Annotated in this window: 25 protein-coding genes; 15 read left to right on the top strand and 10 right to left on the bottom strand. The window is 69.2% G+C overall.

What is annotated here, in order from left to right; translation table 11 throughout:
- Positions 1-94: 94 nt before the first annotated feature.
- From rplU to H0B54_RS02215, 5 genes are all read left to right on the top strand, one after another.
- The gene (rplU, locus tag H0B54_RS02235; RefSeq protein WP_014239459.1) at positions 95-412 is read left to right on the top strand and encodes a 50S ribosomal protein L21; all 318 of its coding nucleotides are present in this window, start codon (positions 95-97) and stop codon (positions 410-412) included.
- A 33-nt stretch (positions 413-445) separates the two neighbouring features.
- Entirely contained in the window at positions 446-724 is a 279-nt protein-coding gene (gene rpmA, locus H0B54_RS02230) for a 50S ribosomal protein L27 (protein WP_038526273.1), read from the top strand.
- A gap of 146 nt (positions 725-870) precedes the next feature.
- Positions 871-2,100: a GTPase ObgE gene (gene obgE, locus H0B54_RS02225; RefSeq protein ID WP_188259052.1), complete on the top strand. Its 1,230-nt coding sequence runs from the start codon at positions 871-873 to the stop codon at positions 2,098-2,100.
- Positions 2,033-3,241: a glutamate 5-kinase gene (gene proB / locus H0B54_RS02220; protein ID WP_246472219.1), complete on the top strand. Its 1,209-nt coding sequence runs from the start codon at positions 2,033-2,035 to the stop codon at positions 3,239-3,241. The genes obgE and proB overlap by 68 nt, the downstream gene beginning before the upstream one ends.
- A gap of 8 nt (positions 3,242-3,249) precedes the next feature.
- A complete protein-coding gene (locus H0B54_RS02215) occupies positions 3,250-3,933 on the top strand; it encodes an HAD-IA family hydrolase (RefSeq protein WP_188259051.1) in 684 nt (227 codons plus the stop codon).
- A 19-nt stretch (positions 3,934-3,952) separates the two neighbouring features.
- Here H0B54_RS02215 and H0B54_RS02210 read toward each other — a convergent pair whose 3' ends face one another.
- Complete coding sequence (locus tag H0B54_RS02210; RefSeq protein WP_188259050.1) at positions 3,953-4,696, bottom strand: sulfite exporter TauE/SafE family protein; 744 nt, start codon at positions 4,694-4,696, stop codon at positions 3,953-3,955.
- A 108-nt stretch (positions 4,697-4,804) separates the two neighbouring features.
- Positions 4,805-5,671 carry a c-type cytochrome gene (locus H0B54_RS02205; protein ID WP_188259049.1) on the bottom strand — a complete coding sequence of 289 codons (867 nt, stop codon included), beginning with the start codon at positions 5,669-5,671 and terminating at the stop codon, positions 4,805-4,807.
- 181 nt (positions 5,672-5,852) lie between these two features.
- On the opposite strand from H0B54_RS02205, the gene H0B54_RS02200 reads away from it, so the two are divergent.
- The 9 genes from H0B54_RS02200 to H0B54_RS02160 all read left to right on the top strand — a co-directional run bounded on the left by H0B54_RS02200 (position 5,853) and on the right by H0B54_RS02160 (position 15,093).
- Positions 5,853-7,133, top strand: a complete 1,281-nt coding sequence (locus H0B54_RS02200; RefSeq protein ID WP_188259048.1) for a glutamate-5-semialdehyde dehydrogenase — start codon at positions 5,853-5,855, stop codon at positions 7,131-7,133.
- Positions 7,134-7,203: 70 nt separating this feature from the next.
- Entirely contained in the window at positions 7,204-7,821 is a 618-nt protein-coding gene (locus tag H0B54_RS02195; protein WP_188259047.1) for a nicotinate-nucleotide adenylyltransferase, read from the top strand.
- A complete protein-coding gene (gene rsfS, locus H0B54_RS02190; protein WP_149468601.1) occupies positions 7,818-8,258 on the top strand; it encodes a ribosome silencing factor in 441 nt (146 codons plus the stop codon). Before H0B54_RS02195 ends, rsfS begins: the two co-directional genes overlap by 4 nt.
- 42 nt (positions 8,259-8,300) lie before the next feature.
- On the top strand, positions 8,301-8,759 hold the full coding sequence (gene rlmH / locus H0B54_RS02185; protein WP_014239449.1) for a 23S rRNA (pseudouridine(1915)-N(3))-methyltransferase RlmH: 459 nt from the start codon (positions 8,301-8,303) through the stop codon (positions 8,757-8,759).
- 137 nt (positions 8,760-8,896) lie between these two features.
- Positions 8,897-10,462, top strand: coding sequence for a 2,3-bisphosphoglycerate-independent phosphoglycerate mutase (gene gpmI / locus H0B54_RS02180; protein ID WP_188259046.1), 1,566 nt, complete (start codon positions 8,897-8,899; stop codon positions 10,460-10,462).
- A 13-nt stretch (positions 10,463-10,475) separates the two neighbouring features.
- The gene (locus H0B54_RS02175) at positions 10,476-11,915 is read left to right on the top strand and encodes a murein hydrolase activator EnvC family protein (RefSeq protein WP_188259045.1); all 1,440 of its coding nucleotides are present in this window, start codon (positions 10,476-10,478) and stop codon (positions 11,913-11,915) included.
- Entirely contained in the window at positions 11,916-13,322 is a 1,407-nt protein-coding gene (locus H0B54_RS02170; RefSeq protein WP_188259044.1) for a S41 family peptidase, read from the top strand.
- A gap of 17 nt (positions 13,323-13,339) precedes the next feature.
- The gene (locus H0B54_RS02165) at positions 13,340-14,590 is read left to right on the top strand and encodes a divergent polysaccharide deacetylase family protein (protein ID WP_188259043.1); all 1,251 of its coding nucleotides are present in this window, start codon (positions 13,340-13,342) and stop codon (positions 14,588-14,590) included.
- A gap of 5 nt (positions 14,591-14,595) precedes the next feature.
- Positions 14,596-15,093 (top strand): RNA pyrophosphohydrolase, encoded by a 498-nt coding sequence (locus H0B54_RS02160; protein ID WP_188259042.1) that lies wholly within the window; start codon positions 14,596-14,598, stop codon positions 15,091-15,093.
- A 21-nt stretch (positions 15,094-15,114) separates the two neighbouring features.
- Here the strand turns inward: H0B54_RS02160 and H0B54_RS02155 are convergent, their stop codons facing one another.
- The 6 genes from H0B54_RS02155 to H0B54_RS02130 all read right to left on the bottom strand — a co-directional run bounded on the left by H0B54_RS02155 (position 15,115) and on the right by H0B54_RS02130 (position 21,203).
- On the bottom strand, positions 15,115-15,933 hold the full coding sequence (locus H0B54_RS02155; protein ID WP_188259041.1) for an acyl-ACP desaturase: 819 nt from the start codon (positions 15,931-15,933) through the stop codon (positions 15,115-15,117).
- A 197-nt stretch (positions 15,934-16,130) separates the two neighbouring features.
- Complete coding sequence (locus H0B54_RS02150) at positions 16,131-16,544, bottom strand: F0F1 ATP synthase subunit epsilon (RefSeq protein ID WP_188259040.1); 414 nt, start codon at positions 16,542-16,544, stop codon at positions 16,131-16,133.
- A 90-nt stretch (positions 16,545-16,634) separates the two neighbouring features.
- Positions 16,635-18,074 (bottom strand): F0F1 ATP synthase subunit beta, encoded by a 1,440-nt coding sequence (atpD, locus tag H0B54_RS02145; protein WP_094301858.1) that lies wholly within the window; start codon positions 18,072-18,074, stop codon positions 16,635-16,637.
- Between the two features lie 69 nt (positions 18,075-18,143).
- Entirely contained in the window at positions 18,144-19,034 is an 891-nt protein-coding gene (locus H0B54_RS02140) for a F0F1 ATP synthase subunit gamma (RefSeq protein ID WP_094301857.1), read from the bottom strand.
- Between the two features lie 70 nt (positions 19,035-19,104).
- Entirely contained in the window at positions 19,105-20,634 is a 1,530-nt protein-coding gene (atpA, locus tag H0B54_RS02135) for a F0F1 ATP synthase subunit alpha (protein WP_094301856.1), read from the bottom strand.
- Positions 20,634-21,203, bottom strand: a complete 570-nt coding sequence (locus H0B54_RS02130; RefSeq protein ID WP_094301855.1) for a F0F1 ATP synthase subunit delta — start codon at positions 21,201-21,203, stop codon at positions 20,634-20,636. Before H0B54_RS02130 ends, atpA begins: the two co-directional genes overlap by 1 nt.
- A gap of 414 nt (positions 21,204-21,617) precedes the next feature.
- On the opposite strand from H0B54_RS02130, the gene H0B54_RS02125 reads away from it, so the two are divergent.
- Positions 21,618-21,941: a hypothetical protein gene (locus H0B54_RS02125; RefSeq protein WP_094301854.1), complete on the top strand. Its 324-nt coding sequence runs from the start codon at positions 21,618-21,620 to the stop codon at positions 21,939-21,941.
- A gap of 76 nt (positions 21,942-22,017) precedes the next feature.
- On the opposite strand, the gene H0B54_RS02120 is transcribed toward H0B54_RS02125, so the two are convergent.
- Together H0B54_RS02120 and H0B54_RS02115 are read right to left on the bottom strand one after the other, a co-directional pair.
- The gene (locus tag H0B54_RS02120; RefSeq protein ID WP_246472217.1) at positions 22,018-22,521 is read right to left on the bottom strand and encodes a cache domain-containing protein; all 504 of its coding nucleotides are present in this window, start codon (positions 22,519-22,521) and stop codon (positions 22,018-22,020) included.
- A gap of 159 nt (positions 22,522-22,680) precedes the next feature.
- The gene (locus tag H0B54_RS02115) at positions 22,681-24,921 is read right to left on the bottom strand and encodes a primosomal protein N' (RefSeq protein ID WP_246472215.1); all 2,241 of its coding nucleotides are present in this window, start codon (positions 24,919-24,921) and stop codon (positions 22,681-22,683) included.
- Positions 24,922-24,948: the final 27 nt, after the last annotated feature.

Genomic DNA, 24,948 nt, shown 5'->3' with positions numbered 1-24,948 from the left:
CCATCGGTTAAATCCCCGCTCTCACGAACGGGCTTGCACCTCAAACGGTGGGCGAGCGGCCCTTCCGTTTGTTTTGAGATAGGCAGTGACGACGATGTTTGCAGTGATCCGCACCGGCGGCAAGCAGTACAAGGTCGCCAATGGCGACGTGATCCGCGTTGAGAAGCTCGAGGCCGAGGCCGGCGCTTCCATCACGCTCAACGACGTGCTGATGGTCAGCGACGGCGGCAGCACCACCCTTGGCACCCCGACGGTTGCCGGCGCTGCTGTGACCGCCGAGATCGTCGCCCAGGATCGCGGTCCGAAGATCATCGTCTTCAAGAAGAAGCGCCGCCAGAACTACCGCCGTAAGAACGGCCACCGCCAGGACCTCACCGTCCTGCGCATCACCGGGATCAACGGCGCCGCCTGAACGGCCGCCGACCAGTCACAGGAGTAACTCCCCATGGCCCATAAAAAAGCAGGCGGCTCTTCGCGCAACGGCCGCGATTCCGCTGGCCGCCGCCTCGGCGTGAAGCGTTTCGGTGGCGAGAACGTCGTCGCCGGCAACATCATCGTCCGCCAGCGCGGCACGAAGTTCCACCCCGGTGAGAACGTCGGCATCGGCAAGGACCACACCCTGTTCGCCAAGACGGACGGCGTGGTGGCCTTCAAGCACAGCGCCCAGGGGCGCACCTACGTCGCCATCGAGGCGGTGGAGGTCCCGGCGGTCGCGGCCGAGTAATCTCGTCCGGCCCGTACGGTGTATTCGGATGATCGGGGGTTCGGGCAACCGGCCCCCGATTTTCTTTTGTTGATGTGGTGGTCACCGCCCCCTTCCCACGGTTGGAGGACGGTGCGCAAACGGTAGATTGGCCGGCACGGTCCCCGATGAAGTTCCTCGATCAAGCCAAGGTGTATCTGAAAAGCGGCGACGGCGGCCCCGGCGCCATCGCCTTCCGCCGCGAGAAGTTCATCGAGTATGGCGGACCGGACGGCGGCAACGGCGGCCGTGGTGGCGACGTCGTGATCGAGGTCGTGAACGGCCTCAACACGCTGATCGACTACCGCTACAAGCAGCATTTCAAGGCGCAGCGCGGCAACCACGGCATGGGCGCCAACCGCAACGGCGCCAGGGGCGAGGACGTGGTCCTGCGCGTGCCGGTTGGCACCCAGATCCTGGACGAGGATCAGGAGACCGTGCTGCTCGACCTGACGGAGCCCGGCCAGCGCGTCGTCTTCCTGAAGGGCGGCGACGGCGGGTTCGGCAACGCCCATTACAAGACCCCGACCAACCGCGCCCCGCGCAAGTCGCACCCCGGCTGGCCGGGCGAGGAGCGCTGGGTCTGGCTGCGGCTGAAGCTGATCGCCGACACCGGCCTGCTCGGCCTGCCCAACGCCGGCAAGTCCACCTTCCTGGCGGCGACCACCGCGGCGAAGCCGAAGATCGCCGACTACCCCTTCACCACGCTGGCCCCCAACCTGGGCGTCGTCCGCGCGGGTGACGAGGAGTTCGTCATCGCCGACATCCCCGGCCTGATCGAAGGCGCGCACGAGGGGCACGGGCTGGGCGACCGCTTCCTCGGCCATGTCGAGCGCACCCGCGTGCTGCTCCACCTGATCGACGGCACGGCGGAGGACGTGGTGCAGTCCTACACCACCATCCGCAACGAGCTGGTCGCCTATGGCGGCAACCTCGCCGACAAGCTGGAGATCATCGGCCTGAACAAGGCCGACGCCTTGCTCGACGAGGAGGTCGCGGAGAAGAAGGCGGCGCTGGAGGCGGCGTCGGGTGCGGAGGTGATGGTTCTGTCCGGCGCCACCGGTCAGGGCGTCCAGGCCGTGCTTTACCGCTTGCTCACGCTCATCAAACAGTCCAAGGAAGAGGAGCCCGACGTCATCCAAGCTCCGGTCACGCGCTCCATCCCCCGGCCCCCGGTTGGCCAGAAGATGGACGACGAGTATGCGGGCTGGAACGAGGAGACGGGCGAGTACGACGATCTCCCCGAGGAGGCGGACGACGGCTCCGACTCGGATGGGGATGACTGGGACGATGAAGGCGACGATGACGGTGACGACACCGAACACAGCGACGGCCACGACGACAACGCCAAAGGCTGAGGCTCCCTCCCTGCTTCCCACCCTGCTCGACGCGCGGCGGCTGGTCGTCAAGATCGGCTCCGCCCTGCTCGTCGACAGCGCCACCGGCCAGATGCGCCGCGAGTGGCTGGACGCGCTGGCCGACGACGTGGCCGCCTGCCGCAAGCGCGGGCAGGAGGTGGTGATCGTCACCTCCGGCGCCGTCGCCTGCGGGCGCGAGCATCTCGGCCTCGTCGGGCGCGCCCTGCGGCTGGAGGAGAAGCAGGCCGCCGCCGCCACCGGCCAGATCCGGCTCGCCGCCGCCTATCAGGAGACGCTGGCCCGTCACGCGCTGACCGTCGCCCAGGTGCTGGTGACGCTGGAGGACACCGAGGAGCGGCGCCGCCACCTCAATGGCCGCGCCACCATCGACACGCTGCTGAAGCTCGGCGCCGTCCCCGTCATCAACGAGAACGACACGGTCGCCACCGCGGAGATCCGCTTCGGCGACAACGACCGTCTGGCCGCCCGCGTCGCCCAGATGATCAGCGCCGACACGCTGGTCCTGCTGTCGGACATCGACGGCCTCTACACCGCCGACCCGCGCAAGGACCCCGACGCCCGGCACATCCCGGTCGTCCAGGAACTGACCTCCGACATCGAGAACATGGCGGGCGAGCCGCCGCCCGGCTACAGCTCCGGCGGCATGGTGACCAAGATCGTCGCGGCGCGCGTCGCGCTGGCCGCCGGCTGCCGCATGGTCATCGCCAAGGGCAAGCGCATGAACCCGCTGGCCGCGCTGGAGCAGCGGCCCGAGCAGGGCGGCGCGCTGTGCACGTGGTTCCTGCCCGCCGCCTCCCCCTCCTCCGCCCGCAAGGCGTGGATCGGCGGCAACCTGAACGCCCACGGCGCGCTGACCGTGGACGCCGGCGCGCTGTCGGCGCTCGCCCGGGGTGCCAGCCTGCTGCCCGCCGGGGTGCGCGCCGTCGAGGGCGACTTCGAGCGCGGCGACGTGGTGGTGGTGAAGGCGCCCGACGGGCGCGAGGTGGCGCGTGGCCTGACCGCCTACGCCGCCGAGGACGCCCGCCGCATCACCGGCCGCAAGAGCCACGAGATCGAGGAGATCCTCGGCTACCGCGGCCGCGACGAGATGATCCACCGCGACGATCTGGTGGTGCGGTGAGCGGCCCGGTGAACGCTTCGATCCTGGCCCGCCCGCCCCTCCAGGCCATCCTGTGGGACATCGACGGCACGCTGCTGGACAGCGAACCCTGGCACCAGCGGGCCACCATCGCGGTCTGCCGGCTGCACGGCCATGCCCTGTCCGACACGGACTACGCGGCCACGCTGGGCGTCGCCTTCCCCGAGCTGTACGCCCGGCTGCACGCCGCCCGGCCCATGGCCCTGACCTTCCGGGAATGGGCGGACGCCATCACCGACCTCTATCTGGAGCGCATCGCCGAGGTCGAGGCGCGGGCCGGCGCCCTGGCGCTGGTCGACGCCTTCGCGGAGCGGGGGCTGTTGCAGGCCTGCGTGTCGAACAGCGGGCGCCGGGTGGTCGAGGCCAACCTGCGCCACATGGGCAGCCCGCATTTCCTGTTCGGCCTCAGCCGCGACGACGTGACCAAGGGCAAACCGGACCCCGAGCCCTACCTGACCGCCGCCGCCCGCCTCGGTGTGGCGCCCGAGGCCTGCGCGGTGATCGAGGACAGCCCGACCGGCGCCCGCGCCGCCAAGGCCGCCGGCATGCTGACCATCGCCTGGCCGCAGCACGCCGACCTGCTGTTCGACGCCGCCGACCATGTGGTGGCGGACCCGGCGGAGCTGGACTGGGACGGCCTGTGCGGCTTGGCGGAGCGCATGGCGGCGGACTGACCGCCGCTCCCTGGACGCCTCAGCCCTTCACGACGAAGAAATAGACCGTCATCGCCACGCCCACCAGGATCACGAACTTGCGCAGGACCGGCGGCGGGATGTGGCGGGCGACGGCGGCCCCGGCGTAGCCGCCGGCCATGGCGGCGACCAGCATGATCAGCGCCTCGTTCCAATAGACCGCGCCGCCGAAGACGAAGGCCACCACCGCCACCGCGTTCAGGCAGCCGGACACCAGCGCCTTCAGCCCGTTCATCGCGTGCAGGTCGGTCAGGCCGAAGACGCCCAGCGTCGCCAGGATCAGGATGCCGATCCCCCCGCCGAAATAGCCGCCGTAGATGGCGATGAAGAACTGCACGATCAGCACCGTGCCGTGGCCGACCTTGAAGTTGCGGCGAATGTAGGCCGACACCTTCGGGCCGAAGGCGAACAGCACCGTTGCGAACAGCAGCAGCCAGGGGATGACCGCCTCGAACACGCGCTGCGGCGTCCACAGCAGGAGCAGCGCCCCCAGAAGCCCGCCGATCAGGCTGACCCCGAGGAAGGCCGGCAGGCTGACCTCTTTGATCCGCCCCAGTTCCCGCCGGTAGCCATAGGCGCTGGCCAGCGCGCCCGGCGACACCGCCACCGTGCTGGTCGCGTTGGCGTTCAGCGGCGGCACGCCGGCCATGATCAGCGCCGGAAAGGTCAGGAAGCTGCCGCCACCGGCCACGGCGTTGAGCACGCCCGCGAAGAAGGCGGAAACGATCAGCAGCAGGATCAGCATGGGAACACGGTCCGGCGGGTGGAAAAGCCCGCGGACTATGCCCTCTCGGCAAAGCTTACGGTACTGCGTTTTCGGCGGTGCGGTAATTCACATGCGGCCGTTGTGGGTTTAGCGGGTCGGCGGAAGCGTACGGAGATAGGCGATGAGGGCGCCCAGCTCGCCGTCGCTCATCGACTTGTAATAGTGATAGCCCATGGGCGGGCTGAGCCGGCTGCCGTCGGGACGTACACCCTCGGTGATGGCCTTGCGGATCTCCGCGTCGGTCCAGCCGCCCAGCCCGTGCTCCTTGTCCTGTGTGATGTTGCGGGACACGGCGTTGCCCCACGGCCCGGTGAAGGTGCGCCCGCCGGCCCCCATGCGCGTCATGTCGAGCCGCCCGTCCGGCAGCATCGGCGTGTGGCACTCCATGCAGTGGCCGAGCGGGCCGGCCATGTACGCGCCGTACGTCACCGGGTCCGTACGCGGCACCTCCGCCACCGACCCGACCGGCGGACCGTAGGCGGCGGGCAGCGCCATGCGGTACTCGGACTTCGGGACAGAATGCCGCACCGGGGGCACGCTGCGCAGATAGGCGACGATGGCGCGCAGGTCGCCGTCCGACAGGCCGCGGTAGAAGCCGAAGGGCATCGGCGGGCCGATCAGGCTGCCGTCGGGGCGCCTGCCCTCGCGGATCGCGGTGATCAGTTGCTCGTCGGTCCAGCGCCCGACCCCCGTCTCCGGGTCCGGCGTGATGTTGGGGGCGTAGGCGGTGAAGGGCTCCTCGACGAAGGGCGTCCCGCCGGCCAGCTCGCGTCCCGCGACCGGGCCGTTCGGCCCCTGCGGCGTGTGGCAGTTGCCGCAGGCGACGATGCCGTTGACCAGGGCGCGCCCCCGCTCCACAGGCGATTCCGGCGGCGTTTCGGCCCGCGCCGTCGCGATCATGCCGGACAGCATCAGGCACGCGGCGACGCTGCCGCGGCGGACAAGCCGGACCATGGGGTTCTCCCTCACCGATGATGCGAAAAGCCACGCTACGCCCGCAATCGGCCGCGGCACAGACGGATTGTTGAGTACACCGATCAGCAATTCGGCTTAGCCGCCATGGCTTTCGCGGAGCCGCGGGATGGGCTATGGTTCCGGCCCTTTTTGTTTGGCGAACGCCACTGGAGTGAGACCGATGTCCGCCCTGCTTGAGACCACCGACGCCTTGCACGATCAGATGCTCGCCCTCGGCCGCGCCGCCCGCGCCGCCGCGGCGGAGCTGGCGACCGTGCCAAGCCCGTCGAAGGATCAGGCCTTGCGGGCGGCGGCCGCCGCGATCCGCGCCCGCAAGGCGGAGATCCAGGCGGCCAACGACGCGGATGTCGCCGCCGCCAGGGAGCGCGGCCTCGCCGGCCCCATGATCGAGCGTCTCGCCCTCAACGACGCCCGCATCGAGGCGATGGCCAAGGGGCTGGAGGACATCGCCGACTTCCCCGATCCCATCGGCGGCGTCATCGCGGAATGGACCCGCCCCAACGGGCTGGCCATCCAGCGTGTGCGCGTGCCGCTGGGCGTGATCGGCATCATCTACGAGAGCCGCCCCAACGTGACCGCCGACGCCGGCGGCCTCTGCCTGAAGTCGGGCAACGCGGCGATTCTGCGCGGCGGCTCGGAGAGCATCCGCTCATCCCGCGCCATCGCCGCCTGTCTGGCCGACGGCCTGCGCGCCGCCGGGCTGCCGGAAGCGGCGATCCAACTCGTCCCCACCACGGACCGGGCGGCGGTCGGCCACATGCTGACCATGCGCGACTTCATCGATGTGATCGTCCCGCGCGGCGGCAAGTCGCTGATCCAGCGCATCGCCGAGGAGAGCCGCATCCCGGTCATCAAGCATCTCGACGGCAACAACACCGTCTATGTCGATGCCGGGGCCGAGCTGGAGAAGGCCCGCAAGGTGGTGATGAACGCCAAGATGCGCCGCACCTCGATCTGCGGCGCCGCCGAAACGCTGCTGGTCGACCGCAGGATCGCCGGCGCCGTCCTGCCGGTGCTGGTGAAGGACCTGCTGGACGCCGGCTGCGCCGTCCGCGGCGACGCCGCCGCCCAGGCCGCGGACCCGCGCGTGACGGCGGTGACGGCGGAGGACTGGGACACCGAGTATCTCGACGCCATCATCGCCTGCGGCGTGGTGGACGGGGTGGACGGGGCGATCGACCACATCAACCGCCACGGCTCCCACCACACCGACGCCATCGTGACCGAGGACGCGGCGGCGGCGGAGCGGTTCCTGCAGCGCATCGACAGCGGCATCGTGCTGTGGAACGCCAGCACTCAGTTCGCCGACGGCGGCGAGTTCGGCATGGGCGCGGAGATCGGCATCTCCACCGACAAGTTCCACGCCCGCGGCCCGGTCGGCGCGGAGCAGCTCACCAGCTACAAGTATGTCGTGCGCGGCGATGGCCAGACGCGGCCGTAACACGTCCATCCACGAGCCCCCCTCCCAGCCTCCCCCCGCTTCGCAGGGGGAGGGTTAGGGAGGGGGCACCGTGAAACCACCCCCCCACCGCTACGCCGGTCCGCTCCACGCCGGCCTGCGCGTCGGGCTGCTCGGCGGGTCCTTCAACCCGGCCCACGCCGGGCACCGGCACATCAGCCTGTACGCGCTGAAGGCGCTGGGGCTCGATCAGGTGTGGTGGCTGGTCAGCCCGCAGAACCCGCTGAAGCCCGTGCGGGGCATGGCGCCGCTCGCTGAGCGGCTGGAGGAGGCCCAGCGCACCGCCCGCCATCCGGCCATCTGCATCACCGCCATCGAGCGGGAGCTTGGCACCCGCTACACCGCCGACACGCTGGCCCAACTGAAGCGTCGCTTTCCCAAAACGCGCTTCGTCTGGCTGATGGGGGCGGACAATCTTCGGCAAATCCCCCGCTGGCGGCAGTGGACGCGAATCTTCCGGCTGGTGCCGGTTGCAGTTCTCGCCCGCCCAACTTATTCTATAGGGGCGCTTGGTGGCATAGCCGCTCAGCGCTATGCCCGTCGCCGGGTCAGCATGCACAAGGCCAAGGGGTTGGCCGGTTCGAAAACACCGGCCTGGATTTTCCTCCGCAACCCGCTGCATCCGGCTTCGGCGACGGCGATCCGCCGGGCACGCGCCAGCGGGTCGTGACCCTGTATCGCGAGGTAGGTACCATCAACACGTTCATCGAACCGGCCGCGCCCGTTGTGCGGCCCGCGCCCGTTCCCGTTCCCCAGCCGGACGAACTGAAGGCGCTCGTCGAGAAGTCCCTGGACGACGATCAGGCCGAAGACGTCGTCGTCATCGACCTTGCCGGCAAGACCAGCATCGCCGACTACATGATCGTGGCGTCGGGCCGCAACACCCGGCACATCGCCGCCATGGCCATGAAGCTGGCCGACCGCATGAAGCAGGCCGGCCTGCGCGGCGTCGAGGTCGAGGGCCTGAGCCAGTGCGACTGGGTTCTGGTCGATGCCGGGGACGTCATCATCCACCTGTTCCGCCCGGAAGTCCGGACCTTCTACAACATCGAGAAGATGTGGGGTCTGGAGACGCCGCGGCCCTCCGCCGAGCGCATGAGCGCCTGACGGTTGACTGTTTAGGACGGGTGGCGAACGGGAGTCGGACCGATGCGTCTGTGGCTTGCCGCGGTTGGGCGGTCACGGACCGGTCCGGCGCGCGACCTTTATGACGAGTATGCCGGCCGCCTGTCCTGGCCGCTGACGTTGCGCGAGGTCGAGGTGAAGAAGCGCCTCGCCTCCGACGAGTTGAAGCGGCAGGAGGCCGAGCTGCTTCTGGCCGCCATCCCCGCCGGAGCCATCGTCGTGGCGCTGGACGAGCGTGGCAAGACCATCACCAGCGAAGCCTTCGCCGCCAAGATCGGCGGCTGGCGGGACCAGGGTGCGGGCGACATCGCCTTCCTGATCGGCGGGGCCGACGGCCACGGCGACGCCGTGCGGGCGCGCGCCGATTTTCTTTTGGCCTTGGGCGCCATGACGTGGCCGCATATGCTGGTGCGAGGCATGTTGGCGGAGCAAATCTACCGTGCCCAGCAAATTCTGGCCGGACACCCCTATCACCGTGCATGACTCCCATTGCGCGGCTGCGAGGGCGTGCCATTTTCTGATCCGGCCCAAGGCAATAAGAACCCGGCCACAAGAAGATTGGCATCAGACCGTTCGACCGAGACCCGCAACCCGACCGTGACAGGCGTATGAGGAGCGTGATGACCGAGACCAATCGTCCCCGACCCGTAGTGCTGTGCATCCTGGATGGCTGGGGCTACCGCGAGGAGCGCGAGGACAACGCCATCGCGCAGGGCAACACGCCCAACTGGGACCGGCTGTGGTCGTCGGAGCCGCGCGCCTTCCTGGAGGCCAGCGAGGAGGAGGTCGGGCTGCCCAAGGGCCAGATGGGCAACTCCGAAGTCGGTCACATGAACCTGGGCGCCGGCCGCGTCGTCCGCCAGGATCTGGTGATGATCGACCACGCCATCGTCGAGGGCGAGCTGGAGCGCAACGCCGCGCTGAACGACCTCGCCAAGACGCTGCTGGCGTCGGGCGGGCGCTGCCACATCCTGGGCCTGCTGTCGCCGGGCGGCGTCCATTCGCACCAGGACCACATCGCGGCGCTGGCCGGCGTGCTGGCCCATGAGGGCGTCCCGGTCGAGATCCACGCCTTCACCGACGGCCGCGACGTGCCGCCGCAGAGCGCCAAGGACCAGATGGCCGAGTTCATGGCCGACGTGCACGCCCTGCCCGGTGTGAACGTCGCCACGGTCAGCGGGCGCTACTACGCCATGGACCGCGACAAGCGCTGGGACCGCGTCGCCAAGGCCTACGCCGCGCTGGTCAGCGCCCAGGGCGAAAAGGCCGCCGACCCGATCCAGGCCATCGAGCAGAGCTACGCCGCCGGCACCCACGACGAGTTCATCCTGCCGACCGTCATCGACGGCTACACCGGCATGAAGGACGGCGACGCCATCCTGATGGCGAACTTCCGCGCCGACCGCGCCCGCGAGATCCTGGCCGCCTTCGTCGACCCGGCCTTCGACGGGTTCGAGCGCGCCTCGGTCCCGAAGCTGGCCGCCGCCGTCGGCATGGTCGAGTACTCGTCGACGCTCGCCAAGCTGATGACGACCATCTTTCCGCCGAAATCCTTGACCAAGGTGCTGGGCGAAGTGGTCAGCGAGGCCGGATTGACCCAGTTGCGCATCGCCGAGACGGAAAAGTACCCGCACGTCACCTTCTTCTTCAACGGTGGCGAGGAGCGCGTGTATCCGGGCGAGGACCGCATCCTGGTGCCGTCGCCGAAGGTCGCGACCTACGACCTCCAGCCGGAGATGTCCGCCGCCGAAGTGACCGACAAGGTCGTCGCCGCCGTGGACAGCGGAAAGTACGATCTGGTGGTCATCAACTACGCCAACCCCGACATGGTCGGCCACAGCGGCATCCTGTCCGCCGCCATCAAGGCGGTGGAGGCGGTGGACCTCAGCCTGGGCCGGCTGGAGGCCGCCGTGCGCGCCCAGGGCGGCGTGATGCTGGTCACCGCCGACCACGGCAACTGCGAGCTGATGAAGGACCCGCAGACCAACGGCCCGCACACCGCCCACACGCTGGACAAGGTGCCGCTGGTGCTGGTGAACGGCCCCGCCGGGGTGTCCGCGATCCGCAGCGGGCGTCTGGCCGACATTGCCCCGACGCTGCTCGACCTTATGAAGCTGCCGCAGCCGGCGGAGATGACCGGCAAGAGCCTGATCGACCGCGCCAGCGCGCGGGCCGCCGCGGAATAAGGCGGGACCGGGCATGGGCGCAGGGCGCGATCATCCGGCGGGTGTTGCTCTGCTCCCCCTCCCCGTCTCCGTTCCGCAAGGTGCCGGACGGAGACGGGCGTTTCCCTGGCGGCCGGCCCTGCTGACCGCCACCCTTTTCGTCATCTCCACCGCTGCCACGGCGCAGACCGAGTCTCCTGGCCAGACGCTGAAGCGGGTGGAGCAGGACCTCCAGGCCGACAAGGCCCTGCAAAAGCAGCTCGACCGCCAGTCCCAGACGCTCCAGAAGGAGCTGGACGAGTTGCGCGACCGGCTGGTCGGCTTGGCCGACCAGGAACGGGCGCAGGAGGACGAACTCGCCCATCTCGAAGAGTCCCTGACCGCCCTGGAGACGCAGGAGCGCAACCAGGCCGAAAAGCTGGAGGGCGAGCGGCAGCAGATCGCCGCCCTGCTCGCCGCCCTGCAGCGCGTCGCCCGCATCCCTCCGGAAGCGGCGCTGGCCCGCCCGGACGGGCCGGTGGACACGCTGCGCTCCGCCTTGCTGCTGCGCGACACGGTGCCGGCCCTGCGCGCCCGCGCCGACGCGCTGGCCCAGGCGCTGACCCGGCTGGCCGAGACGCGCGAGACGCTGCAGGCCCAGCGCAGCCGCACCTACGCCGCCCGCCTCACCCTGATCGACCGCCAGAAGGAAATCGGCCAGCTTGTCGCCCGGCGCGAGGAGCTGTCGCGCCAGACCGAGGAGGAGCGTCAGCAGGTCGCCCAGCGCACCGCCCGCCTGACCGGTCAGGCCGCCGACCTGCGCCAGTTGATGGAGCGCATCGAGGCCGAACGCCGCGCCGCCGCCGCCATGGCGGCCAAGCGCGAGGCCGAACGGCTGGAGGCGGAGCGCCGCGAAGCCGAACGCCGGCTCGCCGAGCAACGGGCCGCGGAGCAGAGACAGGCCGAGCAGAAGCTGGCGGAACAGAAGGCGGCGGAGCAACGGCAGGCCGAACAGAAACTCGCCGAGCAGCGGGCCAGCGAACAGCGGGCCAGCGAACAGCGGGCCAGGGCCGAGGCGGAAGCCGCCCGCGCCGCGCCCAGCGCGCCCGCCGGGGAACGCCTGCCGGTGGGCGGCCGGGTGACCGTCCGCTACGGCGAGGCCGACCGCTACGGCGCGACCAGCCGGGGCGTCACCATCCAGGCCCGTGCCGGCTCGACGGTGGTGTCACCGCAGGCCGGAACGATCGTCTTCGCCGGGCCGTTCCGCGGCTATGGCCAAATCTTGATCGTGGAACACAGCCACGGATATCATAGTCTCATCGCTGGATTTGGCCGCATCGACACGGCCGTCGGACGGCGCGTGGCCACGGGGGAACCCATCGGCCTGATGCCCGCCGACGGGTCACCCGATCTTTACTTCGAGCTTCGACGTCACGGACAGCCGATCAATCCACAGCGCGGTTTCGGCGCCCCGGAGGGGAAAGGACAAGGGTAGATGAGGATAGTCAAGCGTGCCGCCACCGCCGCGGCCCTGGTGTTTCTGGGGGCCGGCGTCGCCACCGTCACCGCGCAGGTGAACAGCACCGGCAACAGTTCCGAGACCTACCGCCAGCTCAACCTGTTCGGCGACGTGTTCGAGCGCGTGCGCGCCGAGTATGTCGAGTCGACGACGGACGAGCAGCTGATCGAGTCCGCCATCAACGGAATGCTCACCTCGCTCGACCCGCATTCCAGCTATCTGAACCGCAAGAGCTTCCAGGACATGCAGGTTCAGACCCGCGGCGAGTTCGGCGGGCTGGGCATCGAGGTGACGATGGAGAACGGCCTGATCAAGGTCGTGTCCCCCATCGACGAGACGCCGGCCTTCCGCGCCGGGCTCCAGCCGGGCGACCTGATCATCCAGCTCAACGGCGAAGCGGTGATGGGCCTGTCGCTGAACGAGGCGGTGGAGAAGATGCGTGGCCCGGTGGGCAGCGACATCAAAGTCACCGTGCGCCGCGGCGAGGCCGGCGAACCGTTCGAGGTCACGCTGACCCGCGCCGTCATCAAGGTGCAGTCGGTCCGCTACCGCACCGAGGGCGACATCGGCTACGTCCGCATCACCAGCTTCAACGAGCAGACGCAGCAGGGGCTGGAGAAGGCCATCGCCTCGATCCAGCAGCAGTTGGGTGACAAGCTGAAGGGCTACGTCCTCGACCTGCGCAACAACCCCGGCGGCCTGCTCGACCAGGCGGTCTCCGTCTCCGACACCTTCCTGGAGAAGGGGGAGATCGTCTCCACCCGTGGCCGCAAGGCGGAGGAGGGCACGCGCTACAACGCCAAGCCCGGCGACCTCGCCAAGGGCCTGCCGGTCGTGGTGCTGGTCAACGGCGGCTCGGCCTCGGCGTCGGAAATCGTCGCCGGCGCGCTGCAGGACCACAAGCGAGCGCTCGTCCTCGGCACCCAGTCCTTCGGCAAGGGCTCGGTCCAGACGATCATCCCGCTGCCCGGCCACGGCGCCATGCGCCTGACCACGGCGCGCTACTACACGCCGTCGGGCAAGTCGATCCAGGCGCTCGGCATCGCCCCGGACATCGAGGTGCATCCGGCCCGCGTCGAGGAAACCGACCAGGGTCTGATCCGTCGCCGCGAGAGTGACCTGCGCGGCGCGCTGCGCAACCCGGACGCCCCGCGTCCGGCCACCACCAAGCCGGCCCCGGCGCCGGGCGCCAGCAACGCTCCGGCTCCCGGAGCGGCTCCGGGCGCTACGCCGGGCGCGGCTCCCGCCAACGGCAACGCTCCGGCGGCGCCGTCCGCGGAGAATGGCGAGGGCGCGCCCAACCAGCCGCCCTTCGACTACCAGTTGGCCCGCGCGCTCGACCTGCTGCGGGGCGTCGCCCTGTTCCAGGCCCGCGCGCACTGAGGGAAGGGAACGGGTCCGTGAACGCTGCCGCCCTGCTGGGCCGCCTGAAGCCCGCGAAACGGGAACGTTCCGGACCCGGCCTGCTGGCGCGCCTCCGGCGCCGAAAGTCCGGCGGCGATTCGGACGACACTCCACGCGCACGCAAGGAGCGCCGCCCGCTGTCGCCCCTCGCCAAGAGGCTGCTCGGCGCCTACGCCGTGCTGGCCCTCGGGCTGGGTGGGCTGGGCGGCTGGCTGGCGATGAACGGAGAGCACACGACCGAGGCGTGGCAGGCCGCCATTCCCCGCGTCGAGGTGGCGGTGAAGGGCGCGCAGGCGCCGGCGCCGGCGGCGGCCCCGCCCGCCGCGGGGGGGCCCGTTCCCGTCCAGCCGGTCCCTCCGGCTCCCGCTCCGGCGATGGCTCCGCCCCCCGCCGCTGTCGCACCGCCTCCGCCGCCGCTCGCCGTGGCCGTGAACGAGCCGGTCACCCTGACGCCGGCGCCGGTCCCAGGCTTGGTGGAGGATTCGCGCAACGGCCCGCTGCCGCGCATCGCCGAGGACGGGCGCAAGCCCTGGCAGGTCTACGCCCGCCCCTTCCCCGCCGCCGACCGCCGGCCGCGCATCGCCATCGTGTTGGCCGAGATGGGCATCTCCGGCGTGACCACCGGCAACGCCCTGCAGAAGCTGCCGCCGACGATCACGCTGGCCTTCGTCCCCTACGCCGAGCGGCTGGACAACTGGGTCGAGCGCGCCCGCGGCAAGGGGCACGAGGTGATGCTCTCCGTCCCCATGGAACCGCAGGACTACCCGCGCAACGATCCCGGCCCCAACGCCCTTCTCACCATGCTGGCGCCGGAGCGCAACATGGAGCGGCTGGAATGGTCGCTGGGCAAGGCGGTCGGCTATGTCGGCATCACCAGCACCACGGGCAGCAAGTTCACCGCCAGCCCCGACGCGGTGAACCCGGTCATCGCGGCGATGAAGGCGCGCGGCCTGATGGTGCTCGACGCCCGCGCCAACCCGCGCAGCGTCGCCGGCACCCTGGCGGGGCAGGCGGGCGTGCCGCGGGCCTTCGCCGACCGGGTGATCGACCGCGACCTGTCGCGCGGCGCCATCGACGACCAGCTCGCCGAGCTGGAGGCCATCGCCAAGGCCAACGGCGCCGCGGTGGGCGTCGGCGCGCCCTACCCCAGCACCATCGAACGGATCAACCTGTGGCTCACCGGGCTGGCCGACCGTGGCATCGCCATCGTGCCGGTCTCCGCCGTGGCCAACATGCAGAAGCAATAAGGCGCATGAGCAAGAAGGTCATCGACCGCGAGTCCCTCCCCTACCGCCCCTGCGTCGGGGTGATGCTGCTGAACGACCGCGGGCAGGTCTTCGTGGCCCGGCGCTGCGACAGCAAAGACGCCTGGCAGATGCCCCAGGGCGGCATCGACGAGGGCGAGAGCGTGCATGAGGCCGCCCTGCGCGAGCTGAAGGAGGAGATCGGCACCGACAAGGCCGAAATCCTCGGAGAGACCGTGGAGAAGCTGCGCTACGACTTGCCCGACCATCTGCTGGGCAAGGTCTGGAAGGGCCGTTGGCGCGGCCAGGAGCAGGTCTGGCTGGCCGCCCGCTTCACCGGCACGGACTCCGACATCGACCTTGCCACCGAGCATCCCGAGTTCGACGCCTGGAAATGGGTCGATGCCGATGATCTGCCCGACCTGATCGTGCCGTTCAAGCGCCCGGTCTACGAGTCGGTGCTGGCGGAATTCGCCCCGGTGATCACGGGGCTGCGGCGGGGCTGATCCCCGCCGCGTCCGGTCTGCTTAGGCGACCTTGGCCAGCCGCTTGGCGCGGCTTTCGATCAGCCACCAGGCACCGCGGGCGGCGACGCTGTAGAAGCGGGTGTGCGGCTTCAGCCCGCAGGCCTTGAACACCATCGCCACCGCGCGGTCCACGTGCTTGGGCCGGTAGCGGCCATAGGCACGGCGCATGTAGGCCTGATTGTAGGTCTTGTGCGCGTAGGCCTCGCCCTCCGGCGCGTTGGCCGCGTAATAGGCGTAAGCCAGCTCGTCGTCCTCCGACTCGCCGATGCGCGACAGCGCCACCTTGAGCCGCTGGAACTTGTTGAGCTGCTCCAGCTCCAGGTACTTCTTCGTGTAGGTGTAGAAGAGCTTGAAGTGGCGCAGCTCGTCGGCGGCGATGTTCTTGCAGATCAGCTTGAGGACCGGTTCGTCCGTCGAATCGCCGATGGCCGCGTAGTAGCTGCTGGTGCCGGTCTCGACCATGCAGCGGGCGATCATCTCGCCGGTGCGCGAGCCGCGGACCGAGGCGTTGAGGTCGATCGGCACCTTGTAGCCGGCGCGGAAGCGCTCGACGGCCCGGTCGAAGTCGAAGGTCGGATCGACCAGCTCCGCCCATTTGCCGAGCGCGCGGCCATGCTGGACCTCCTCGACCGCCCAGCCGTGCGCGACCTCCTGGAACTCGGGGTCGTCGTGGAAGACGTTGCAGAGATAGGCCGTGTAATCGTCGGCGTTGAACTCCACCAGGGCCGCCGCCTTGATGAGCGGGACGAGATCGGGATCGACCTTGCTGTGGTCCAACTGATCCCAGGGAAGCTCTTCGTATTTCCAGTGCAACGCCACACTCCACTCCCGCTGCTGGCCGCCGTTCCGGGCCGGTTGTTCCACGCTCTGACGGAGAATAGGACGATAAAAACAAAAACGCCTCGACGGACGGGCCGGGAGGCGTTCGATCCCCTGGGGGATACTATGTATGGCTGCGATGGCGCAATGCAACGGAAACGGCCCAGCCGGCGTTCGCCGCCGGGCCGGCCCCGGTGTCAGTGCGTGGTCGCGCCGGTCGCGTCGAGCTTGGCGCGGGCGACGGCGATCTTCGCCTCCACACGGGCCTTCTCGTCGTCGGTCTTGGCGTCTTCCAGATCCTCGCCCAGGTCGCGGATCTCCTGCTCGACCTTGGCGCGGTCGATCTCGGCGACCGCGATGGCCTCCTCGGCCAGGACGGTGCAGCGGGTCTCGGTCACCTCGGCGAAGCCGCCGGCGACGAACACCCGGTCGACCACGCGGTCGGCCTCGTAGACGTCGATCACGCCCGGACGGACGGTCGAAATCATCGGCGAGTGGCCGGCGAGGACGCCGAAGTCACCTTCCGAACCCGGCACCACGACCATGTCGACGGGCTGCGAGGTCAGCAGCTTCTCCGGAGAGACCAGCTCGAATTCGACTTTATCGGCCATGGGTTTCCTGGTGCCTCTTCATAAGAACCCCCTCCCCCGCGCGGGCGAAGGAGAGGGTTAGCCTCGTTACCGAACCTCAGCCGACCCTTATCAGGCGGCTTCGGCGGCCAGCTTCTTCGCCTTGGCGATGGCTTCGTCGATGGTGCCGACCATGTAGAAGGCCGCTTCCGGCAGGTGGTCGTAGTCGCCGTTCACGATGCCCTTGAAGCCCTTGATGGTGTCTTCCAGGCTGACGAGCACGCCCGGGGTGCCGGTGAACACCTCGGCGACATGGAACGGCTGCGACAGGAAGCGCTGGATCTTGCGGGCGCGGGCCACGACCAGCTTGTCCTCTTCCGACAGCTCGTCCATGCCCAGGATCGCGATGATGTCCTGCAGCGACTTGTAGGTCTGCAGAACGCGCTGCACCGAACGGGCGACGGTGTAGTGCTCCTCACCGACGACGCGCGGGTCCAGGATGCGGCTGGTCGAGTCCAGCGGGTCCACCGCCGGGAAGATCGCCATTTCGGCGATCGAACGCGACAGCACCGTGGTGGCGTCCAGGTGGGCGAAGGAGGTGGCCGGGGCCGGGTCGGTCAGGTCGTCGGCGGGCACGTAGATGGCCTGCACCGAGGTGATCGAACCCTTCTTCGTGGAGGTGATGCGCTCCTGCAGGGCGCCCATGTCGGTGGCCAGCGTCGGCTGGTAACCCACCGCCGACGGGATGCGGCCCAGCAGAGCCGACACTTCCGAACCGGCCTGCGTGAAGCGGAAGATGTTGTCCACGAAGAACAGCACGTCCTGGCCTTCCTCGTCGCGGAAGTACTCCGCGAGGGTGAGGCCGGACAGGGCGACGCGGGCGCGCGCACCCGGCGGCTCGTTCATCTGGCCGTACACCAGGGCCACCTTGGAGCCCGGGCCGTCGAGCTTGATGACGCCCGACTCGATCATCTCGTGGTAGAGGTCGTTGCCCTCACGGGTGCGCTCGCCCACGCCCGCGAACACGGACACGCCGCCGTGCGCCTTCGCGACGTTGTTGATCAGCTCCATGATGGTCACGGTCTTGCCCACGCCGGCGCCGCCGAACAGGCCGATCTTGCCGCCCTTGGCGTAGGGAGCCAGCAGGTCGATGACCTTGATGCCCGTGATCAGCACTTCGGCGTCCGTCGACTGCTCGACGAAGTCCGGGGCCGAACGGTGGATCGGCAGGGTGCGCTCGGCGCCGAGGTCGCCGCGCTCGTCGATCGGCTCGCCGATCACGTTGATGATGCGGCCGAGGGTGGCCGGGCCGACCGGCACGGCGATCGGGGCGCCGGTGTCCGTCACTTCGGCGCCGCGGACCAGGCCGTCGGTGCTGTCCATGGCGATGGCGCGGACGGTGCTCTCGCCGAGGTGCTGGGCAACCTCGAGCACGAGGACCTTGCCGTCGTTCTGGGTGTGCAGAGCGTTCAGAATGGCCGGCAGCTCGCCGTCGAACTGGACGTCGACAACGGCGCCCGTGACCTGCGTGATCTTGCCGACGGCGTTCGTCGCCTGGGTGGTGGTGGCCATGGAGTAAAGCTCCCTCGGAACTCGATAATTGTCGGATGTGCCGTCGTATCGACCGCGAACGCTGCGCCGTTAAACCGCCTCGGCGCCGGAGATGATCTCGATCAGCTCCTTGGTGATGTAGGCCTGGCGCGTGCGGTTGTAGGTGATCGTCAGCTTGTTGATCATGTCGCCGGCGTTGCGCGTCGCGTTGTCCATCGCGGTCATGCGGGCGCCCTGCTCGGACGCGGCGCTCTCCAGGAGAGCCCGGTAGACCTGGATCGACAGGTTGCGCGGCAGCAGTTCGGCGAGGATCTGCTCCTCGTCAGGCTCGAACTCGTAGACCGCCTTGACCTCGGTGCCGGCCGCCTCCTCGTCCGCCTGCGCCTCGACGGCGAAGGGAACGAGCTGCTGGACGGTCACGATCTGGGCGATCGCCGACTTGAACTTGTTGAAGATCACCGAGCAGACGTCGAACTCGCCGGCCTCGTACAGCGACAGCACCTTCTGGGCGATCACGTCGGCGTCGGCGAAGGACAGCTTGCGGCGGCCCACATCCTCGTAGGTCTCGACGATCAGCGAGCCGTACTCGCGGCGCAGCTGGTCGCGGGCCTTGCGGCCGACGGTGAGCAGCTTGACCGTCTTGCCTTCCGACAGGAGGCGCTGGATCTGGCGGCGGGACTCACGGACGATGGAGCCGTTGAAGGCGCCGCACAGGCCGCGGTCGGAGCTGATGATGATGAGGAGGTGCACCTGGTCGGAACCGGTGCCCGTCATCAGCTTCGGGCCGTTGCCCGAGTCCTGCACGTTGGCCGCGAGAGAGGCCAGCATGCGGCCCATGCGCTCGGCGTAGGGACGACCGGCTTCCGCCTGCTCCTGCGCACGGCGGAGCTTGGAAGCGGCGACCATCTTCATCGCCGAGGTGATCTTGCGCGTCGACTGGACGCTGGCGATCCGGTTTTTTAGGTCCTTAAGGCTTGGCATGCCGGCCCTTCATTCCGCTCGGGGTCGATCGGTAGGAAAGCGGGGGCGGCCGAACCGCCCCCGCCGTCGATCAGACGAACACCTTGGAGAAGTTGTCGAGGAAAGCCTTCAGGCGCTCCTCGGTCGCAGAGGTGATCTGCTTCTCGTTGCGGATCGTCGCCAGGATGTCGGCACCCTTGGACCGGATCTCGGCGAGGAACTTCTGCTCGAAGCGGTTGACGTCCTCGACCTTGATCTTGTCGAGATAGCCCTTCACGCCCGAGAAGATCGACACGACCTGCTCTTCGACCGGCAGCGGCTGGAACTGCGGCTGCTTGAGCAGCTCGGTCAGACGGGCGCCGCGGGCCAGCAGGCGCTGGGTGGCGGCGTCGAGGTCCGAGGCGAACTGCGCGAAGGCGGCCATCTCGCGGTACTGGGCCAGCTCCATCTTGATGGTGCCGGCGACCTGCTTCATCGCCTTGATCTGGGCGGCGGAGCCGACGCGCGACACCGACAGGCCGACGTTGATGGCCGGACGGATGCCCTTATAGAACAGGCCCGTCTCGAGGAAGATCTGGCCGTCGGTGATCGAGATCACGTTCGTCGGGATGTAGGCCGACACGTCGCCGGCCTGCGTCTCGATGACCGGCAGGGCGGTCAGCGAGCCGTTGCCGTGGGCGTCGCCCATCTTGGCGGCGCGCTCGAGCAGGCGGCTGTGGAGGTAGAACACGTCGCCCGGGTAGGCTTCGCGGCCCGGCGGACGGCGGAGCAGCAGCGACATCTGACGGTAGGCGACGGCCTGCTTGGACAGGTCATCGTACACGATCAGGGCGTGCATGCCGTTGTCACGGAAGTACTCGCCCATCGTGCAGCCGGTGTAGGGCGCCAGGAACTGCAGCGGGGCCGGCTCCGACGCGGTGGCCGCGACGACGATGGAGTATTCCAGGGCGCCGGCGTCTTCCAGGGTCTTGACGATCTGGGCGACGGTGGAGCGCTTCTGACCGACGGCGACGTAGATGCAGTAGAGCTTCTTGCTCTCGTCGTCGCCCTGGTTGATCGGCTTCTGGTTCAGGAAGGTGTCGATGACGACGGCGGTCTTGCCGGTCTGGCGGTCACCGATGATCAGCTCGCGCTGGCCGCGGCCGATCGGAACCAGGCTGTCGACGGCCTTCAGGCCGGTCTGCATCGGCTCGTGCACCGACTTGCGCGGGATGATGCCGGGGGCCTTGACCTCGACGCGGGTGCGGGTGACGTCCACCAGCGGGCCCTTGCCGTCGATCGGGTTGCCCAGGCCGTCCACGACGCGGCCCAGCAGACCCTTGCCGACCGGCACGTCCACGATGGTGCCCGTGCGCTTGACGGTGTCGCCTTCCTTGATCTCGCTGTCGGTGCCGAAGATCACGACGCCGACGTTGTCGGTCTCGAGGTTCAGCGCCATGCCCTTGATGCCACCGGGGAACTCGACCATCTCGCCGGCGCGCACATTGTCCAGGCCGTGCACGCGGGCGACGCCGTCACCCACCGAGAGGACCTGGCCGACCTCGGCGACGTCCGCCTCGGTCCCGAAATTCGCGATCTGCTGCTTGAGGATCGCAGAGATTTCTGCGGCGCGGATATCCATCAGACTGATCCCCCTGAGGCCTTCATGGCGAGTTGCAATTTGTTCAGCTTCGTGCGCACCGAGGTGTCGACCATGCGCGAGCCGAACTTAACGATCATGCCCCCGATCAGCGCGGGATCGACCGAGGTGTTGACCAACACCTTGGAGCCGATCGACGCCTTCAGCGCGTCGGTGACCGCGGCCAGCTGAGCGTCGCTCAGCGGCTGGGCGGAGGTGACCTGGGCGGTCACTTCGCCACGACGGCGGGCCAGTTCGGCGAGATAGCCTTCGATCATGCCTTCCAGCGCGAACAGGCGGCGGTTCTTGGCCACCAGCCCGATGAAGCGCTTGGTCAGATCGGACACTTCGGCGCGGTCCAGAACCGCGGCCATCGCCCGGCCTTGGTCGGCGCGGCTGATCACGGGACTGCGGACGAGGCGGCGAAGGTCGGCGCTCTCAGCCAGGATTTGCTTCAGCGCAACCAGATCGCTCGCGACCTGATCCAACGCTTTGTTCTCGTCCGCAAGCTCGAACAGCGCGATGGAGTAGCGCGTAGCGAGTTCGGAAACGCCTGTACCTTCGATTGCCACCTGATCCCTCGAATTGAGTTCGGTAGACGGTGAATTTTCAGGGCCTTAAATAGGGCAAAACCCACATCGCGGTGGCCCAGCCCGCGAAAGCGAGCGGTCCAATATCACAGGATTAGGCCCTGCGCAACGGGGTCTGGACAATTTGCACGCGGCTTGCGTGCGGCGTTTTGCGCCCCTGCGGCGTGGGGTCCGTTCTTGGCGGCAGGGGCTGGAAATGGGCATACCACTTCACAACCGCAGCGGATCACCTCTCCATCCGAAGGTCCGGCCCTCTTCAAGGTCCATGTTTCCGGGTCCCGTTCCGCGGTGGTCCAGGGACCAGACTGTGACCTAACGCCCTGTTTAACACCCGTTTAACCATTCACGCGCACGGTCGCCCCACAGCCCGTCTGACAGGACAAACCCAGGCCAATCATGACCGTCGTCGCCTTTTCCTGCGCCCGCTTCACCCCCGCCGACCTCAACGAATTCGAGGCGGTGGCCGAGCCGAAGCTGCGCCTTGGCCATTGGGCCGGGGTCATCCGCGAAACAGGCCGGGAGCATGACCGGCTCCTCGTTCTTCTGCCCGGCGTGGACCGTCCCGTCTTCCGGTTCGAGCGCGACGGGCGCGGGCGCTACAGCCTGTCCTTCAACGACCGCTCCGGCTGGTACGGCATCGGGTCGGGAGGCAGCGCCGCCGAATGCCTGTCGATCTGGCGCCCCCGCCCGCGGAACGACCGGTCCGTATCGGTGCTCTGAACGTCTTTTTCACCCTCCGGAAAAGTCCGATTCGGCCGTCCTGCGACCGGTCAATGCGTCCCCTCAGCGGCTCCGGTCAGCGATACACGCCGACCGACAGCAGATAGGGCTCGCCCCCCAGAACGATGCGGCGCACGATCATCGTCTTCGGCGCGATCTGGCCGGACAGCGGGTCCGTCCATTTGTAGCTGACGGCGCCGGAGTCCCGCTCCGCCACGATGTCCAGCGCCTCCTGGATGAAGGGCTTGCCGTCGACGTCCTTCAGGTCCTTGAGATTCACGCCGTTCAGCGACGGCGTCCAGCCGTGGGCCACCATCACGCCGTCGCGGTCGATGAGCATCGGGTAGAGGTCGCGGTCGATCAGCGCGCCGTCCCGCTGGGCGAAGGCGTCCGGTGCGGCGTCCGCGCCGTGCTGACGCAGATAGCCGCTGGTCTTGTCGAGCAGCGCCTTGGCGTCCGATTCCGTTCCGCGGGTCTGGGCGGGCACGCCCGCCGCCAGCGCGATGATCGCCAGCAAGGCGAGAACCGGAAGAACCGTCAGCAAGGTGTGGAGGTGGAAACGACCGCGCAGCCTGGACATGAGATCGCTCGGCGAAAGATGACTTCCATACTCTGGTAATACCATGACCCGCCGGCCGCAACGGACCAAACGTCACAGGTGCCTTGCGGAGCGCGCAGAGACAATCAGTCGCAGCCCCCCTTTACAGGAGTCCGACGTTTCTTAACGGGCACCGCATCTCTACAGGAAGCTGTAGGGATCAACGTCCACCTGCACGCGCACGTTGGGCGGAATGTCCACCTGCTCCAGCCACTGGGCGATCAGGGGTTGCACCTGGACGGTGCGCGGCGCCTTCAGCAGCAGGCGCCGCCGATGCCGTCCCCGCAGCAGGGCCAGCGGCGCCGGGGCCGGACCCAGCACGGCGACGGTGTCGCTGCGCGGCGCGGCGCGACCCAGCGCGATGGACAGCTTCTCCACCGCCGCGGCGTCCTCTCCCGACACGATCAGGGCGGCCAGACGCCCGAAGGGCGGCATTCCGGCCTCCAGCCGCATCTCCGCCTCCAACTGGTAGAAGCCGTCGCGGTCCCCGGCGGCCAGCGCCTGCATCACCGGATGCTCGGGCATGTAGGTCTGCAGCATCACCCGGCCCGGCCGCTCGCCGCGCCCGGCGCGCCCGGCCACCTGATGGAGGAGCTGGTAGGTCCGCTCCCCCGCCCGCAGATCGCCGCCGGCCAGCCCCAGATCGGCGTCGACCACCCCCACCAGGGTCAGCATGGGGAAATGGTGGCCCTTCGCCATCACCTGGGTGCCGATCAGGATGTCCAGCTCGTGGTCGGCGATCCGGCGGACCATCTCCTGGATGGCGCGGGGGCCGAACAGCGTGTCCGACGCCATGATGGCGGCGCGGGCGTCGGGGAACAGCTCCGCCACCTCCTCGGCGATGCGCTCCACGCCGGGACCGCAGGCCGCCAGCGTGCCCTCCTCGCCGCATTCCGGGCAGGTCGGGGACAGCGGCTGGGACAGGCCGCAATGGTGGCACTGGAGCTTGCGGGCCAGCCGGTGCTCGACCAGCCACGCCGTGCAGTTGGGGCATTGCAGCCGGTGCCCGCAGGCCCGGCACAGCGTCAGTGGGGCGTAGCCGCGGCGGTTGAGGAACAGCATCACCTGCTCCTTGTCCGCCAGGGTTTCCTCGATGGCCTTCTTCAGCGAGGGGGCGAGCCAATGACGCGCCGGAGGCCGGTCCTTGCGCAGATCCACCAGCTCGACATCGGGCAGCACGGCGCCGCCGTGGCGGCCCGGCAGCTCGATGCGGGCGTAGCGGTTGCTGTCGGCGTTGACCTTGGTCTCCAGCGACGGCGTGGCGGAGACCAGCACGGTGGGGATGCCGCCGAGATGCGCCCGGGCGACGGCCATGTCGCGGGCGTGGTAGATCGACCCCTCCTCCTGCTTGTAGGCGGAGTCGTGCTCCTCGTCGATGATGATCACGCCGAGATTCTTGTAGGGCAGGAACAGGGCGGAGCGGGCGCCGACCACCACCGGCACCTCGCCGTTCGCCACCGCCCTCCAGGTGTCGCGGCGCTGCGCCCCGGTCAGTTCGGAATGCCATTCCGCCGGCGGCGCGCCGAAGCGGCGGGCGAAGCGCTCCAGCCACTGCGCCGACAGGGCGATTTCGGGCAGCAGCACCAGCGCCTGCTTGCCCGCCTTCAGGGCGGCGGCGATCGCCTCGTAATAGACCTCCGTCTTGCCGGAGCCGGTCACCCCGTCGAGCAGCACGGTGGAATAGACGCCGGATTCCACGCGGGCGCGCAGGTCGGCCGCCGCGGCCTCCTGGTCGGCGGACAAGGTCGGGCCGGGGCGGTGGCAGTCCGGCCGCCCGAGCTTGGTCGGCTGGAGCAGCACCGGCTCCAGCATCCCCGCCTCGGCCAGCCCGCGCACCACGGTGACGCCGCAGCCGGCCTCCTCCGCCAGCTCCGCCGGGGTGCGCGGCGGGCCATCGTCCAGCAGGGCCAGCACGCGCCGCCGCGGGTCGGTCATCTTGAAGCCGGGGGGCGGCTCGGCGTCCGGCTTGCGCAGGTAGGCGAGCATGGCCTTCGCCGGCTCCAGCGCCGACGGCACGCTGATCGCCATGCGCAGCACATGGCCCGGCGGCGTCATGGTGTAGGCGGCGACCCACTCCACGAACTTGCGCTCGACCTCGGGCATCGGCGGCACGTCGAAGCGGCGGACCACCGGCTTCAGCCGCGCGGCCTCCACGACTCCGGCGCCGTCGCCCCACACCACCCCGAGCACGCGGCGCGGCCCAAGCGGAACCTCCACGTAGTCGCCGGGGACGAGGGTCATCCCGGCGGGCACGCGGTAGTCGTAGGCCTCGCGCAGCGGCAGCGGCAGCAGCACGCGGACGCGCGGGTCCGGGTCCGGCAGCGTGGTGCCCGGCAGAAGGGCCTGTGCCGGCCCCCCGGATCTGGCGGAATTTTCACGCATCGGCTAAAGTGCCCCCTGGCCGCGACG

It is taken from the genome of Azospirillum tabaci (assembly GCF_014596085.1).
Lineage (GTDB): Bacteria > Pseudomonadota > Alphaproteobacteria > Azospirillales > Azospirillaceae > Azospirillum > Azospirillum tabaci.
Note: the sequence above shows the minus strand (reverse complement) of the source record. Positions and strands in the feature narration are given on the sequence as shown.

Excerpts from the sequence above, each read along its gene's own strand:
- rplU (WP_014239459.1), top strand. The coding sequence starts at position 95 with ATGTTTGCAGTGATCCGCACCGGCGGCAAGCAGTACAAGGTCGCCAAT.
- rpmA (WP_038526273.1), top strand. The coding sequence starts at position 446 with ATGGCCCATAAAAAAGCAGGCGGCTCTTCGCGCAACGGCCGCGATTCC.
- obgE (WP_188259052.1), top strand. The coding sequence starts at position 871 with ATGAAGTTCCTCGATCAAGCCAAGGTGTATCTGAAAAGCGGCGACGGC.
- proB (WP_246472219.1), top strand. The coding sequence starts at position 2,033 with ATGAAGGCGACGATGACGGTGACGACACCGAACACAGCGACGGCCACG.
- H0B54_RS02210 (WP_188259050.1), bottom strand. The coding sequence starts at position 4,696 with ATGCTGATCCTGCTGCTGATCGTTTCCGCCTTCTTCGCGGGCGTGCTC.
- H0B54_RS02205 (WP_188259049.1), bottom strand. The coding sequence starts at position 5,671 with ATGGTCCGGCTTGTCCGCCGCGGCAGCGTCGCCGCGTGCCTGATGCTG.
- H0B54_RS02200 (WP_188259048.1), top strand. The coding sequence starts at position 5,853 with ATGTCCGCCCTGCTTGAGACCACCGACGCCTTGCACGATCAGATGCTC.
- rlmH (WP_014239449.1), top strand. The coding sequence starts at position 8,301 with ATGCGTCTGTGGCTTGCCGCGGTTGGGCGGTCACGGACCGGTCCGGCG.
- gpmI (WP_188259046.1), top strand. The coding sequence starts at position 8,897 with ATGACCGAGACCAATCGTCCCCGACCCGTAGTGCTGTGCATCCTGGAT.
- H0B54_RS02175 (WP_188259045.1), top strand. The coding sequence starts at position 10,476 with ATGGGCGCAGGGCGCGATCATCCGGCGGGTGTTGCTCTGCTCCCCCTC.
- H0B54_RS02170 (WP_188259044.1), top strand. The coding sequence starts at position 11,916 with ATGAGGATAGTCAAGCGTGCCGCCACCGCCGCGGCCCTGGTGTTTCTG.
- H0B54_RS02160 (WP_188259042.1), top strand. The coding sequence starts at position 14,596 with ATGAGCAAGAAGGTCATCGACCGCGAGTCCCTCCCCTACCGCCCCTGC.
- H0B54_RS02150 (WP_188259040.1), bottom strand. The coding sequence starts at position 16,544 with ATGGCCGATAAAGTCGAATTCGAGCTGGTCTCTCCGGAGAAGCTGCTG.
- atpD (WP_094301858.1), bottom strand. The coding sequence starts at position 18,074 with ATGGCCACCACCACCCAGGCGACGAACGCCGTCGGCAAGATCACGCAG.
- H0B54_RS02140 (WP_094301857.1), bottom strand. The coding sequence starts at position 19,034 with ATGCCAAGCCTTAAGGACCTAAAAAACCGGATCGCCAGCGTCCAGTCG.
- atpA (WP_094301856.1), bottom strand. The coding sequence starts at position 20,634 with ATGGATATCCGCGCCGCAGAAATCTCTGCGATCCTCAAGCAGCAGATC.
- H0B54_RS02125 (WP_094301854.1), top strand. The coding sequence starts at position 21,618 with ATGACCGTCGTCGCCTTTTCCTGCGCCCGCTTCACCCCCGCCGACCTC.
- H0B54_RS02120 (WP_246472217.1), bottom strand. The coding sequence starts at position 22,521 with ATGTCCAGGCTGCGCGGTCGTTTCCACCTCCACACCTTGCTGACGGTT.
- H0B54_RS02115 (WP_246472215.1), bottom strand. The coding sequence starts at position 24,921 with ATGCGTGAAAATTCCGCCAGATCCGGGGGGCCGGCACAGGCCCTTCTG.